Genomic DNA, 13,752 nt, shown 5'->3' on the forward strand with positions numbered 1-13,752 from the left:
ATTGACCATGTCATACAAAGAAGAAATGTTATCTTCCTTGGAAGAAGGGAATTTAGAAGAAGCAAAGAAACAGTATAATCAAGTGCTGAAATTTGGGAGTCATGAAGAAAAATTCAGTCTTGCCGAAGAATTACATCATTTGGGGTTTTTGGAGGAAGCGAAAGAGCTTTACGGGAATCTCCTTCAATATTATCCGGGTGAGGGTGAGCTTCTCATTGAACTGGCGGAAGTGCTGGTGGAGATGGATAAAGAAGAAGAAGCCATCGAAACACTTGCAGAATTGGATGAGAAAGACCCCACCTATCCAAGATCACTTCTTCTTTTGGCGGATCTTTATCAAATGCAGGGCTTGTTTGAAGTAAGCGAACAAAAACTTCTTCAGGCTAAGAGGTTATTACCCGATGAACCGGTCATCGATTTCGGACTTGGGGAATTGTATTCTGAAACCGGCAGATTCCTGGAAGCGATCAGGCATTATCAGATCCTCATAGAAAAGGGGACGACCGAGCTTGGGGGAACCAATGTCCACCAGAGATTGGCAGAGGCCTATAGTGTAGGAGGAGCATTCGAAGAAGCTTTGACCCATTATGAAAAAGCCCTCCAAGAACATCTGGAAATCAATACATTGTTCGGGTATGCCTTTACTGCCTATCAGGCTGGCTATTACGAAAAGGCGATTGAAAAATTCGTTTCCGTCAAGGAACTGGATCCTGAATATCATTCAGTCTATTTACTGCTGGCGAAGTCGTATGAGCGTGAAGAAAAGCTTCAAGAGAGCCTGGAAGCTGTTCAGGCGGGGGTTAAGCAGGATGAATACAATAAAGAACTGAATGTATTCGGTGGCAAAATTTCATTGAAGATGGGACTTGAAGAAGAAGCAGAAGCGTTTCTTCGGGAAGCCCTGGCGCTTGATCCCGGATATGTGGAAGCTGCCCTTATCATCAATAAATTGTTCTTTACACAGGAACGGTATGAAGATGTTCTTGAAATCGCCCAGATGCTGACGGTTGAAGGAGAAGAAGAGCCTCAGATCAATTGGGATCTGGCGAAGGCTTATGAAGGGCTTGAACAATATAATCATGCATTAAAACAATACCGTATTGCATATACTTACTTTAAGAATCATCAAGAGTTTTTACTAGAGTTCGGACAATTTCTAGTAGAAGAAGGACTCAGGGGTGAAGCAGTAGAAGTATATAAACACCTGATTGAAATGGATCCTTCAAATGACGAATGGCAGGACCTGCTTGAAAGATTACAAGACTGATCAGTGACGGTGGTTCTAAGGGACTTGGACGTTAAGAAATGAATATGGCTAAGAGCTTATGAATGTGACTTGAACTTTATGATGAAAGAAAAACGGACCTTTTAAAAAGGATTCTGCAGAGGAGGGAAAACCATGACCACCCCTGTTTCTGTCAACGAGAAGAAAGAATTTATCCGCTGGTTTTTGAACCGATACCAATTAAAACGAAGAGAATGTGTGTGGATTTTAAATTATCTGATGAGTCATGACCAATTAATGAAAAAGGTTCACTTTGTCGAAGAATCCCAGTACTGTCCAAGAGGCTTGGTGATGTCCACTCATTGTGTCGAAGATGTTCCATTCCGGTTCTACAAAGAGAATATCATGACAACGGACGCAGAAAAGTCATTTCATGATATCCGATTGAACAAAGATGAAGACATTTACATCCAACTGAACTTCAGTAAGGCAAATTCCAGTTATCAATTTGCAGCCGTACTGGAAGAAAACCCGTTTATGCCGAAATACTTACTCATTAATGAAAAAGACAGAATGGTAGCTGAACAGTTTCTGGAGGACAGCCTGCAGACCTTCAGGAAGGACCGCTTGTTAAAGGCGATCGATCAAGCATTGGATACCGGTGACAAAAAGGCTTTCAGTAAATTGACCAGAGAATTGAATAGCCTGACCTGATAAGTCGGATGAAGAGACACACCATCTCTTCATTCGATTTTTTTATTGTCTTTTTAGATAGTAAGATTAAGAATGGTACATACTATGAACGAGGCTCTTTACGTCCCCTGTGAGGACTATCCCTGAGGAGTATGCCTATCGAGGGGAGTATTTCACCGGGAAGCACGTTTAGTATGGAAAGCACTTGTATAAAAAAAGTGAAATCGCTTTATATGAGATGATATAAAGTGATAAGATGGGAAGTGGAAAATGAAAGAAAAAAGTGAGGGTTATACATGAATTGGAACGTAAAAGATATTGAAGTGTTCGAAGCCGAAAAAGCATATGTAGATACGGCGGTCATTCCCGTTGTCCCTGTTGATTTCGGGAAGGATATAAGAGTCTCGGCAGCACAATCAGAGTTTATCAATCTACTCGCTCTGCACCTGGAAAGGCAGTTCAAAGGAAGAATGATGATGACCCCTTCATTCACGTATAGAATGTCATCATCTGAGGAGTGCGAGGTATCTGAATTATCCCAATGGGCAGGGGAATTAATCGAAAGTGGTGTGAAGCACGTCTTCTTCCTGACTTCAGACAGCCGGTGGAAGAAAGTCGAGGATAAAGTCGGTGAAGGCTTGATCTGGGTTCCGTCCATCCCGCTTGAAAACCTGGACGACCAATATAAACATTCGATCATGGAAGATCAGGTCAAGCAGCTGTTAAATGTGATTGTACAAAAATGGCAAAAAAATTCATAAAAACTTCACATTGTTTCCATCTTTTAGATACGAGAGTTATTGACCTTGTATAGAGTTTAATATATCATAGTTATGTCCTAGTTTTATATTTGTGCGAAATATGTCCGACGGACTTACCTTACGATAGAGGGGGGAAAAGGATGAGCAAACATCGTGTATCTAGACGTCAATTCCTTAACTATACACTTACGGGTGTAGGCGGTTTCATGGCGGCGGGAATGTTAATGCCGATGGTTCGCTTTGCAGTGGATCCAGTGTTGAAAACGGAAGCTGCGGGAGATTTTAGAGCGACTAAGCAAAAGGTTTCAGAATTATCGAATGAACCAGTACGTGTCGATTTCTCATATGAGCAAAAAGATGCGTGGTACACATCAGAAGTTACACAAACCGCTTGGGTATATAAGAACAAAGAAGACAAAATTATTGCTCTTTCACCGGTTTGTAAGCACCTCGGTTGTACAGTTAACTGGAATGGGAATCCGGATCATAAAGAAATGTTCTATTGCCCATGTCATGGTGGAATGTATCACAAGAACGGTGAGAATGTACCAGGTACACCACCGACAGCACCGTTGGATTCATATCCGACAAAAGTAAAAGATGGAATTCTTTATCTTGGAAAACCAGAACCAAATAAATTTGTTAAGTAAGGGGGCGTAATCTGTGCTGAACAAGATCTATGATTGGGTTGACGAGCGTTTAGACATTACGCCTTTGTGGCGCGATATCGCGGATCACGAAGTTCCTGAACATGTAAACCCGGCGCATCACTTTTCTGCGTTTGTTTACTGCTTCGGAGGATTGACATTCTTCGTAACCGTCATCCAGATTTTATCCGGAATGTTCTTAACGATGTACTATGTTCCAGATATTAAAAACGCTTGGGAATCTGTGTATTATCTTCAAAATGAAGTTGCATTTGGACAAATTGTCCGCGGAATGCATCACTGGGGAGCCAGTTTGGTTATCGTAATGATGTTCTTACATACACTACGCGTCTTCTTCCAAGGTGCATACAAAAAACCTCGTGAATTGAACTGGGTTGTTGGGGTTCTTATTTTCTTCGTTATGTTAGGGCTTGGTTTCACCGGATATTTACTGCCGTGGGATATGAAAGCGCTATTCGCGACGAAAGTAGGTCTTGAAATCGCAGGGGCCACTCCATTTATCGGAGACCAGGTGAAAATGTTATTAGCGGGAGATGCTCACATCGTCGGGGCGCAGACTCTGACTCGATTCTTCGCTATTCACGTATTCTTCCTGCCTGCTGCTCTACTTGGATTGATGGGAGCTCACTTCCTGATGATCCGTAAGCAAGGTATTTCCGGACCACTATAAGAAACAATTGTAAATGATTAACCTAATAAAAGGAGGGGGACACTATGCATCGAGGAAAAGGGATGAAGTTTGTAGGGGACTCCCGGGTTCCTGCAGACAGAAAGCCGAATATACCGAAAGACTATTCGGAGTTCCCTGGTAAAACAGAAGCTTTCTGGCCGAACTTCTTATTGAAGGAGTGGCTGGTAGGAGCTGTTTTCCTTATCGGTTATCTTTGTCTAACGGTTGCTCATCCATCACCGTTAGAACGTATAGCCGATCCGACAGATACTGGATATATTCCATTACCTGACTGGTATTTCTTATTCTTATACCAATTACTTAAGTACACATATGCATCCGGACCTTATAATGTTATCGGTGCGTTCGTTATTCCTGGAATCGCGTTTGGGGCACTTTTACTTGCACCATTCATTGATAAAGGACCTGAACGCCGTCCGACAAAACGTCCTTTTGCAGTAGGGTTCATGTTATTGGCGCTTGCAGCTACGTACTTTTTGACTTGGGAATCCGTTGCGACTCATGACTGGGAAGCGGCTAAGGAACAAGGGAAAATTCGTGCTGAAGTAGATATCGATAAAGAATCTGAAGGATATAAGATTTTTTCTGATCAGAAGAATGGTTGTATCAACTGTCATGGTGAGAATTTGCAAGGTGGGGCTGGTCCTTCCTTAATCGGAACGGGTCTTGCACCTGAAGAAATTGCGAAAATTGCTAAAAATGGTAAACCGCCGGGCATGCCTGCTGGTTTATTTAAAGGGACAGATGAAGAGTTGAAGAAACTCTCTGAATTCATCTCTGGTTTAGAAGAATAATGTTGAAAAAGGGCCGGCATCTGTTGGCCCTTTTTTTCTACTTGAAAGAGAGGTGCAAACATGCTCTGGATCATGACGATCTTAAGAAATAAAACCTTTTTATGGTTGCTGCTTATAGTAAATGTTTTCGGTACCATCTATGGATACATTTGGTATATGCCACAGCTTCGTGATACTCCTCCCCAGTTTTTACTGTTTGTCCCGGATAGTCCGACAGCCAGTCTGTTTTTTTGTTTCGTATTGATCGCATTTATACTGAATCGGAATTGGCCGATTTTCGAAGCGCTTGCCATCATCACCCTGTTTAAATACGGTGTGTGGGCAGTGATCATGAATCTGTTGACCCTCATGGTATCCGGTGATTTGCCTTGGCAAGGATATATGCTGATGGCTTCACATGGTGCAATGGCCGTGCAGGGTATCCTATATTCATCGTTTTACAGGGTGAAATTATGGCATATTGTCGCAGGGGCCGTCTGGACCGTCCATAATGATATCATTGATTATGTTTATATGCAGTTTCCTGTATATTCAAGACTCTATATGTATATTCAGGATATCGGATATTTCACTTTCTGGCTCAGCATCACCTCCATCGCCATTGCGTATTATTTCACGCAGAAAACAAATCGCCTCTCCCTAGACTATAAGTTTGACTGATTTATGGTCTACTCTTGTCCACCCCTTCATACACTTTATTAGTAGTTTTAGGGGGGACAAGTATGAAATTAATCCAATTTTTTATCACGCTTTTCTTATTTCTCATTTTAGTACCTCATCCATTAATCGCTGTAGAATCTCCGTCTCCAATCAACGAGCTTGATGATCTATCGGATCAGGCTTTACAGATGACAAAGGCCGGCCGATATGAAGAAGCCAAGCATCTATTAGTATATTTCTCCGAAGAATTTGCCTCTTTGAGTGCCCAGCAGTCCTTCTCGATGGATGAGCTTAGAATCCTTACCATCTCACATAATCTTGCATTGGAAAGTATCAACCAATCCTCCCTTGACCTTGAGCAAAAGGTGAATGCCGTTACGAAGTTCCGCCTGGTGATGGATGCATTAAACAGTCAGCATCAGCCTTTATGGGTTGAAATGGAGGACCCGATCATGGATGCTTTTAATGGTGTCAAGGTTGCGGCGGAAAATGGAAACGTTGATGAATACCAAACGACCTTGAATGTATTTTTATCAAAATATAATATCATTCAGCCTAGTATTAAATTGGATATACCGGTTGAGCGGGCTCAATCCCTGGATGCGAGGATCACCTACCTGGATCATTATCGACAGGATGTGCTGGAAGGGCAGCAAACGATGAGCGAGCTTACCGCTTTGGAAACGGATCTCCAAAAGCTATTCGAGAACATGACAGAGGATGAAGCAGATCCTTCTCTTTGGTGGGTCATCATATCGACGGGCAGTATCATTGTCTCTACATTATCTTATGTAGGTTGGAGAAAATATAAGGGACAGGGTGAAATGAAAAAGTCCGAACGTCAAAAAAATTGACAGTGCGATGATGGCGCTATAAAATTTAGGTAATCTATACATCTGGAGGTTTTTGCGAAAATGGCAGGATTTTTGATTTACTTTTTACTGATTGCTCTTATTCCGATAGGGGCACAGATGCGTGTAAAGAGTACGTTTAAGAAATATTCAAGAGTGGCCACGACTTCGGGTATGACCGGAAGGGAAATGGCAAGAAGGATTCTGGATGAAAACGGTTTGCACAACGTGAAGGTAGTGGAAGGCAGGGGGTTTCTGAGTGATCACTACAACCCTATGACCAAAACGGTCGCATTATCACCTGATAATTACCACGGGCATTCCGTAGCCGGGGCGGCAGTGGCTGCCCATGAAGTAGGCCACGCGATACAGGACGCTGAAAGCTATGCGTTTCTCCGTTTCCGCCATGCTCTGGTACCGGTCGCGAATATTGGTTCCAATATGTCCTGGATTTTCTTGATGATCGGTATTTTTACTCAATTATCCGGTATGTTCCTGCTCGGGATCATTTTAATGGCGGCAGGGGTAGTGTTCCAATTGATCACGCTTCCTGTTGAGTTCAATGCTTCCTCAAGGGCCATGAATCAAATCGTTTCCCTTGGACTGATCCGCAATGAAGAAGAGCGTCATGCCAGAAAAGTACTGAACGCAGCAGCCATGACGTATGTAGCCGGAGCAGCAGTTGCAATCATTGAACTGTTAAGACTGGTCCTTATTTTCACCGGGATGAATGGTGACGATTAAGAATATGATAAAAGCAGCCGGACTCATGATCTTGAGTCCGGCTGCTTTTTGTTTTCCTCTAATCCAGTATAGGGTTTTTATCTGCATCAAGTGTGAATCCTTCGCCGAGAACGTCATGGACAACAGTGACGGATACAAAGGCGTGAGGATCAACGCTTGTGATGATGTTTTTCAGTCTCACGATTTCATTTTTCCCGACTACGCAGTAAAGAACTTCCCGTTCTTGTTTCGTAAATGAGCCGTGGCCGCGTAATACGGTTACTCCCCGGTCCATTTTCTCATTGATGACATTGGCGATTTCTTCATGGCTTTCTGAAATGATCATGGCGCCCCTGGCAGAATAAGCCCCTTCCTGCATGAAATCGATGACCCTTGCAGCAACGAATACAGCGACCAGCGTATACATCGCTTCCCGGTATTCCAAATACGTAATGAGAGAGATGCCGATGACAACGGCATCAAACATGAACATCGTCTTTCCCATGCTCCAGCCTATGTACTTATGGGCTAGCCTGGCGATGATATCCACCCCGCCTGTCGTACCTCCGTATCTGAAAATGATCCCCAGTCCAATTCCAATGAAAACACCTGCAAATAAGGCCGCGAGAAAAAGATCCCCTTCCAGGTTGATGGTCATTTGATACCGTTGGAAAATCCATAGAAATACGGATAGAGCGACAGTCCCTATCACAGTATAATAGAAAGCTTTCTTCCCGAGGAGCTTCCATCCCAGAAAGAATAGGGGTATATTTAAGGCTAGGTTGGAGTACGACGGATCAATATCGAATAAGAAATAAAGGATGAGCGTTATTCCCGTGAATCCACCTTCAGCCAGTTTATTTTGGATATTAAAATGTACAAGTCCAAATGCAAATATAGCCGAACCTAATAAGATAAATAAAATATTTTTAATGCGTAATCCGGACATCTGTGTTTCCCTCCTTTTATAGTATTATCCCGTTGACAGAGACATTATATAAGAAGAAAAACAAACTGGCAACGAAGACTTGCGAAATCAAACGTAATATTTGTCAAACGGGAAGGATTTAGCTAACATGATAGGAGATAATGAAGGAGTGAGGCTTCTTATGGATAAGAATAAAACGATGAATCAATTACAAAAAGAAGTGGACCAATACATAAGTCAATTCAAAGAGGGTTATTTCAGTCCATTGGCGATGGTGGCACGTCTTACCGAGGAGCTTGGTGAATTAGCGAGAGAAGTGAATCATTACCATGGCGAAAAACCAAAGAAACATACAGAAAAAGAAAACACGATCGAAGAAGAGCTGGGGGATCTGTTGTTTGTGGTCATCTGTTTGGCCAACTCCCTGGATATTAGCTTAGAAGAAGCCCATAATACGGTGATGCATAAGTTTAATACAAGAGATAAAGATCGTTGGACCAGAATAGAAAGTGGGGATGAAGATGGAGCAAATTAACATCACGATTGCAGGACCAAGAGGAAGAATGGGGAAGGAAGCTGTTCAATTGGTGAAGGACACCGAGCATTTTACTCTTATTAGCGTAATCGATCATAAAAAGGAAGCTGATCTGGATGTACCGGTATATACAGATATTGAGGCATGCTTTCAAGATGAAGCACCACATGTGTTGATTGACTTGACGACGCCTGAAGTCGGGTATCATCATACGAAAACGGCCCTGGAATATGGGGTCAGACCGGTTGTCGGGACAACGGGTTTTTCTTCTGATGAACTTGAAGTATTGAGGGGACTGGCGGAATCCAAGTCACTTGGATGCATCATTGCTCCAAATTTCGCGATTGGAGCCGTGCTTATGATGAAATTCTCTCAAATGGCGGCAAAATATTTCGATGATGTGGAAATCATTGAATTGCATCATGATCGAAAATTGGATGCCCCATCGGGTACGGCCGTGAAAACAGCCGAAATGATAAGGGAAGTAAGGCAATCGAAAGAGCAGGGGCACCCTGATGAAAAGGAAACGCATAGCGGTGCCAGGGGAGCGAATGTGGATGGGATGCATATTCACAGTGTCCGCCTTCCGGGTCTCATCGCACATCAGCAGGTGATGTTGGGAGCAGAGGGACAAACATTGACGATACGCCATGATTCTTTCAACAGAGGAAGTTTCATGTCTGGTGTGAAGGTTTCTGTGGACACGGTCATGAAACTGGACACATTAGTGTACGGACTTGAAAATATTTTAGACTAAAGGGTGAGTGTTATGAATATTGCGCTGATAGCTCATGATAAGAAAAAAGACGATCTTATTCGTTTTGTACTCGCATACAAGTCAATCATAGAGAAACACACTCTCTTTGCCACTGGGACAACGGGAAAAAGAATCGGGGAAGAAACGGGTTTATCCGTCCATCGGTTCCGTTCTGGCCCATTGGGAGGAGACCAGGAAATAGGATCATACATTGCCAATGATAAAATGGATCTTATCCTCTTTTTCCGGGATCCCCTGACGGCACAGCCCCATGAGCCTGACGTATCGGCTCTGATCAGGCTCTGTGATGTGTACTCAGTTCCCCTCGCGACCAATATGGGGACCGCTGAAGTGCTTGTAAGAGGCCTTGACAGAGGGGATATTGCGTGGCGAAGTGTAGTGAAGGAAAAGGAGGAGTAATGTGGACCGACAAATAGACATCCTTGCGTTCGGGGCACATGCCGACGATGTGGAGATCGGTATGGGGGGGACACTGGCAAAATATGCAGCTGAGGGAAAGAATATTGTCATCTGCGATATAACAGAGGCAGAGCTGTCCTCGAATGGGACGGTTTCTTTGCGAAAAGAGGAAGCGCTGCGGGCAGCAGACCTATTAGGTGCATATAAGAGAGTGACCCTTGATATACCCGATCGGGGAATATACATAACGGACGAAAACATCGGGAAAGTCGTCAACTTGATCAGAACGTATAAACCGAAAGCGATATTTGCTCCCTTTGACCAAGATCGCCATCCTGATCATGGAAATGCTTCCCGCCTGGTGAAAGAGGCGTTCTTCTCTGCGGGAATCCGGAAGTATCAATCCGAAACCCCGGTACATAAAACGGCTCATCTCTATTTCTATATGATCAATGGGTTTCATAAACCTCAATTTGTTGTGGATATCGAGCCGTATATGCAAGCGAAGATAGCGAGCCTTCAAGCATATGGGAGCCAATTCTCAGAAGGATCCGACGGGGTGTCGACTCCTTTGACAGACGGTTACATTGAAGCAGTCGAAGCAAGGGAGAGAATGATGGGGAAAGATGCCGGACTCCGCTATGCAGAAGGATTCTTTTCCTATAATACCCTTATCTTGCATCATGATTTGTTAGGAGATTAATTGTATGAAGAAGTTGAAGATAGGAATCACCTGCTATCCGACGGTCGGAGGATCAGGGGTAGTGGCAACGGAGCTCGGAAAATTACTGGCTGAAAAAGGCCATGAAATACATTTTATTACCTCGAGCATCCCGTTCAGATTGAACAAGATGTATCACAATATTTATTTTCATCAAGTGGAAGTGAGTCAATATTCAGTGTTTCAATATCCACCTTATGATCTTGCGCTGGCAAATAAGATGGCGGAAATCACGGAACGGGAAAACCTGGATATCCTGCATGTGCATTATGCGATCCCCCATGCTGTCTGTGCCATATTGGGGAAACAAATGTCAGGGAAAGACGTGAAGATCGTGACCACATTACATGGAACGGATATTACGGTTCTTGGGTACGATCCATCCCTGACAGGGGCCATTCGCTTCGGTATTGAAAAGTCGGATGTCGTGACCGCGGTGTCTACCGCTTTAGTAAAACAGACCCATGATTTGATCCAGCCTGATAAAGAGATTCAAACCGTTTATAATTTTATTGATGGGAGGGTATACAGGAAAGTGGATTCCCGTCATCTCAGAAGCGAATATGGAATCAAGGATCATGAAAAAGTCATCATCCACGTATCAAACTTCCGTGGTGTGAAAAGGGTGCCCGATGTAGTCGCTTCCTTCAACCTCATCCAGAAGGAGATCCCTTCCAAGCTTCTCCTTGTAGGGGACGGACCTGAAATGACACTCATATGCAAGCAGGTAACGGAGCTTGGAATAGAAGATCGGGTCTTATTCCTTGGAAAGCAGGATAATCTGGAAGAACTTTATTCGATCAGTGATATCAAACTATTACTTTCAGAAAAAGAGAGCTTCGGCTTAGTTGCACTCGAGGCGATGGCTTGTGGCGTTCCGAGCATCGGTACGAATGTAGGCGGTATCCCTGAAGTGATCGAGGACGGATATAACGGCTTTATTTGTGAAATCGGAAACGTCAACCAAATAGCCGGCAGGGCGCTGCAATTGCTGAAGGACGATGAGCTCCACAATGAATTATCGAAGAATGCCCTTCATACGGCACGCTCGACATTTCACTCGAGCAAAATAGTCGAACAGTATGAACAAATCTATAAGAATCTTTTGTGAACAGTCAGGGATCCGAGAAGACGATTCAAGTAAAGCAGGTGTTAAGAATGTTACCAACCATATTCCAGCAGGCTGTTCCCGTGTTGAAAAAGCTTGAAAAGGCAGGGTTCGAAGCCTATTTCGTGGGAGGCTCTGTCCGGGATTACCTACTAGGCAGAACGATCAATGACGTAGACATCGCCACTTCTGCCTATCCGGAAGAGGTTAAATCGGTTTTCTGTAAAACGATTGATATCGGTATCGAGCATGGAACGGTCCTCGTATTGGAAGAGGGCAGGGAATATGAAATCACCACGTTCAGGACCGAGTCTTCCTACACGGATTATAGAAGGCCCGATAAGGTGGAATTTATCCGTTCACTCGGCGGGGACTTGAAACGCCGGGATTTCACCATGAACAGCATGGCCATGGACGGGGACGGCACGATCATTGATCCTTATCATGGTAAAGAAGATATACAGAATCGGTTGATACGGACCGTGGGATCACCGGAGATGAGGTTTACCGAGGATGCCTTGCGAATGATGAGGGCAGTCCGGTTTGTCAGTCAGCTGGGATTCAGCCTCGAATCATCCACTTTAACCAGCTTAAAGGATTATTCGAAACTCCTCGAGCATATAGCAGTTGAGCGAAAAACGATTGAATTCGAGAAAATTCTTTCTGGCCGCTGGAAGCAAGAAGGGCTGAAGCTCCTTGTTGATACCGATTTGTATAAGGAGCTTCCCTTTCTAAGTGGATATGTCACACAGCTCAAAGCGTTCGCAGACCTCCCCGGTTTGGATTCATTAAATAAAGATCAAGCATGGCTGGTCTTATTGACTTATATAGGGGAGGAAGATGTGCAGGCCTTTCTGAGAGGGTGGAGACTTCCTGTCAAAATGATCAGGCTCCGTTCCAAGGAGCTTGATATTTTAAAGGCACGTCAATCCGGATGGACAAAGACATTATTATATCGTGCCGGGCTCGAGGCAGCAATCAATGTTGAGAAGGTATACGGTTGCTTGGAACCGTCATCAGATTACTCGGTGGAAAGAGTGATCGAGCAATATCACAATCTCGCAATCTCGTCCAGGCAAGAACTCAATGTTACTGGTACGGACTTAATGGCTTGGGCCGATCAAACGGGTGGTCCATGGGTGAAAGAACGATTGTTGGAAATAGAATCAGCTATCATCAATGAGACGATACACAATGACAAAGAAGAGATAAGGAGGTGGCTGGAATCATGCAATCGACTATAAGAAAAAAGGTCCTTCAGGCGTTATTCGAATCGGATCAGGAATTTTTATCGGGACAAGCCCTGGCTGATATTGCGGGTTGTTCGCGTACTGCGATCTGGAAGCATATCGAAGAGCTTCGTAAAGAAGGGTTTGTATTGGAAGCGGTAAGGAAAAAAGGATACCGGATCATCGAAACACCTGATAGTGTAACGGAAAGTAAAATACGTTTAGGCCTTCAATCCCATACGTTAGGGACCGCGATCCATTATGAAGAGTCTGTTCCAAGCACTCAGCGGATCGCTCATACCCTTGCAAGTGATGGAGCGGAAGAAGGTACATTGGTCATCGCAGACGAACAGACGGCCGGACGGGGCAGATTGATGAGGGAGTGGCACTCCTCGAAGGGTACTGGCATTTGGATGAGCTTAATCTTAAAGCCGCACCTCCCGCCTCAAAAGGCTCCCCAATTCACACTCATTGCAGCCGTGGCCGTGGTCCAGGCAATCGAGGAGGTTACCGGTCTCCATCCCCAGATCAAATGGCCAAACGATATACTCATCGATGGAAAAAAGGTGACGGGTATACTGACGGAATTACAGGCTGAATCGGATAAAATCAATTCCATCATTATCGGGATCGGGATGAATGTCAACCAGACGAAAGACCATTTCCCCGATGAGATTCAAAAGATTGCAACCTCGCTGTCCATCGAGGAAGGACGTACATTATCAAGATCTGTCATTGTACAGAGGTTACTGGAACGGATAGAGGCGCTGTATTCACTCTACATGAAAGAAGGATTCACACCGATCAAGCTTTTATGGGAAAGCTATGCCATCAGTATCGGGAAGAAGATCCGGGCAAGAACCATCAATGGAACCATTGAAGGCAGGGCACTCGGGATCACGGATGAGGGTGTACTGAAGATCGAGGACCCAGGTGGGACGATTCATCAAATCTACTCCGCCGATATTGAAGTGAATATTTGAACTTG

General features: G+C 44.1%; 17 protein-coding genes. 16 read left to right on the forward strand and 1 reads right to left on the reverse strand.

Annotation, left to right across the window (positions count from 1 at the left end):
• Positions 1-7: 7 nt before the first annotated feature.
• The 9 genes from ATG71_RS13500 (at position 8) to ATG71_RS13540 (ending at position 7,087) form a co-directional block, all read left to right on the forward strand.
• A complete protein-coding gene (locus tag ATG71_RS13500) occupies positions 8-1,267 on the forward strand; it encodes a tetratricopeptide repeat protein (RefSeq protein WP_098440024.1) in 1,260 nt (419 codons plus the stop codon).
• A gap of 132 nt (positions 1,268-1,399) precedes the next feature.
• Positions 1,400-1,939, forward strand: a complete 540-nt coding sequence (locus ATG71_RS13505; protein ID WP_098440025.1) for a ReoY family proteolytic degradation factor — start codon at positions 1,400-1,402, stop codon at positions 1,937-1,939.
• Positions 1,940-2,214: 275 nt separating this feature from the next.
• Complete coding sequence (locus tag ATG71_RS13510) at positions 2,215-2,679, forward strand: YpiF family protein (RefSeq protein WP_098440026.1); 465 nt, start codon at positions 2,215-2,217, stop codon at positions 2,677-2,679.
• Positions 2,680-2,819: 140 nt separating this feature from the next.
• Positions 2,820-3,329 carry a QcrA and Rieske domain-containing protein gene (locus ATG71_RS13515; protein WP_098440027.1) on the forward strand — a complete coding sequence of 170 codons (510 nt, stop codon included), beginning with the start codon at positions 2,820-2,822 and terminating at the stop codon, positions 3,327-3,329.
• Between the two features lie 13 nt (positions 3,330-3,342).
• Positions 3,343-4,017 (forward strand): menaquinol-cytochrome c reductase cytochrome b subunit, encoded by a 675-nt coding sequence (gene qcrB / locus ATG71_RS13520; protein WP_032087896.1) that lies wholly within the window; start codon positions 3,343-3,345, stop codon positions 4,015-4,017.
• 44 nt (positions 4,018-4,061) lie between these two features.
• Positions 4,062-4,832, forward strand: a complete 771-nt coding sequence (locus ATG71_RS13525) for a menaquinol-cytochrome c reductase cytochrome b/c subunit (protein WP_098440028.1) — start codon at positions 4,062-4,064, stop codon at positions 4,830-4,832.
• A 60-nt stretch (positions 4,833-4,892) separates the two neighbouring features.
• On the forward strand, positions 4,893-5,492 hold the full coding sequence (gene lhaT, locus ATG71_RS13530) for a lipoprotein heptaprenylglyceryl N-acetyltransferase LhaT (protein WP_098440029.1): 600 nt from the start codon (positions 4,893-4,895) through the stop codon (positions 5,490-5,492).
• Between the two features lie 62 nt (positions 5,493-5,554).
• Positions 5,555-6,346 carry a sporulation protein YpjB gene (gene ypjB, locus ATG71_RS13535; protein ID WP_098440030.1) on the forward strand — a complete coding sequence of 264 codons (792 nt, stop codon included), beginning with the start codon at positions 5,555-5,557 and terminating at the stop codon, positions 6,344-6,346.
• Positions 6,347-6,406: 60 nt separating this feature from the next.
• Positions 6,407-7,087 (forward strand): zinc metallopeptidase, encoded by a 681-nt coding sequence (locus ATG71_RS13540; RefSeq protein ID WP_098440031.1) that lies wholly within the window; start codon positions 6,407-6,409, stop codon positions 7,085-7,087.
• Between the two features lie 58 nt (positions 7,088-7,145).
• On the opposite strand, the gene ATG71_RS13545 is transcribed toward ATG71_RS13540, so the two are convergent.
• Complete coding sequence (locus ATG71_RS13545) at positions 7,146-8,015, reverse strand: YitT family protein (RefSeq protein WP_098440032.1); 870 nt, start codon at positions 8,013-8,015, stop codon at positions 7,146-7,148.
• Positions 8,016-8,175: 160 nt separating this feature from the next.
• Here ATG71_RS13545 and ATG71_RS13550 point away from each other — a divergent pair, with 160 nt between their 5' ends.
• The 7 genes from ATG71_RS13550 to ATG71_RS13580 are packed head-to-tail and all read left to right on the forward strand — an operon-like array spanning position 8,176 to position 13,747.
• Positions 8,176-8,529, forward strand: a complete 354-nt coding sequence (locus ATG71_RS13550; protein ID WP_098441825.1) for a nucleotide pyrophosphohydrolase — start codon at positions 8,176-8,178, stop codon at positions 8,527-8,529.
• Positions 8,516-9,286: a 4-hydroxy-tetrahydrodipicolinate reductase gene (dapB, locus tag ATG71_RS13555; RefSeq protein WP_098440033.1), complete on the forward strand. Its 771-nt coding sequence runs from the start codon at positions 8,516-8,518 to the stop codon at positions 9,284-9,286. Before ATG71_RS13550 ends, dapB begins: the two co-directional genes overlap by 14 nt.
• 12 nt (positions 9,287-9,298) lie before the next feature.
• Positions 9,299-9,706: a methylglyoxal synthase gene (mgsA, locus tag ATG71_RS13560; RefSeq protein WP_098440034.1), complete on the forward strand. Its 408-nt coding sequence runs from the start codon at positions 9,299-9,301 to the stop codon at positions 9,704-9,706.
• 1 nt (position 9,707) lies between these two features.
• On the forward strand, positions 9,708-10,409 hold the full coding sequence (gene bshB1, locus ATG71_RS13565) for a bacillithiol biosynthesis deacetylase BshB1 (protein WP_098440035.1): 702 nt from the start codon (positions 9,708-9,710) through the stop codon (positions 10,407-10,409).
• Between the two features lie 4 nt (positions 10,410-10,413).
• Positions 10,414-11,538 carry an N-acetyl-alpha-D-glucosaminyl L-malate synthase BshA gene (gene bshA, locus ATG71_RS13570; protein ID WP_098440036.1) on the forward strand — a complete coding sequence of 375 codons (1,125 nt, stop codon included), beginning with the start codon at positions 10,414-10,416 and terminating at the stop codon, positions 11,536-11,538.
• Between the two features lie 47 nt (positions 11,539-11,585).
• Positions 11,586-12,779, forward strand: a complete 1,194-nt coding sequence (locus tag ATG71_RS13575; protein WP_098440037.1) for a CCA tRNA nucleotidyltransferase — start codon at positions 11,586-11,588, stop codon at positions 12,777-12,779.
• Complete coding sequence (locus tag ATG71_RS13580; RefSeq protein WP_098440038.1) at positions 12,764-13,747, forward strand: biotin--[acetyl-CoA-carboxylase] ligase; 984 nt, start codon at positions 12,764-12,766, stop codon at positions 13,745-13,747. The genes ATG71_RS13575 and ATG71_RS13580 overlap by 16 nt, the downstream gene beginning before the upstream one ends.
• The last annotated feature ends 5 nt before the right edge of the window (positions 13,748-13,752 follow it).

It is taken from the genome of Bacillus sp. es.034, from assembly GCF_002563655.1.
Taxonomy (GTDB): Bacteria; Bacillota; Bacilli; order Bacillales; family Bacillaceae_B; genus Rossellomorea.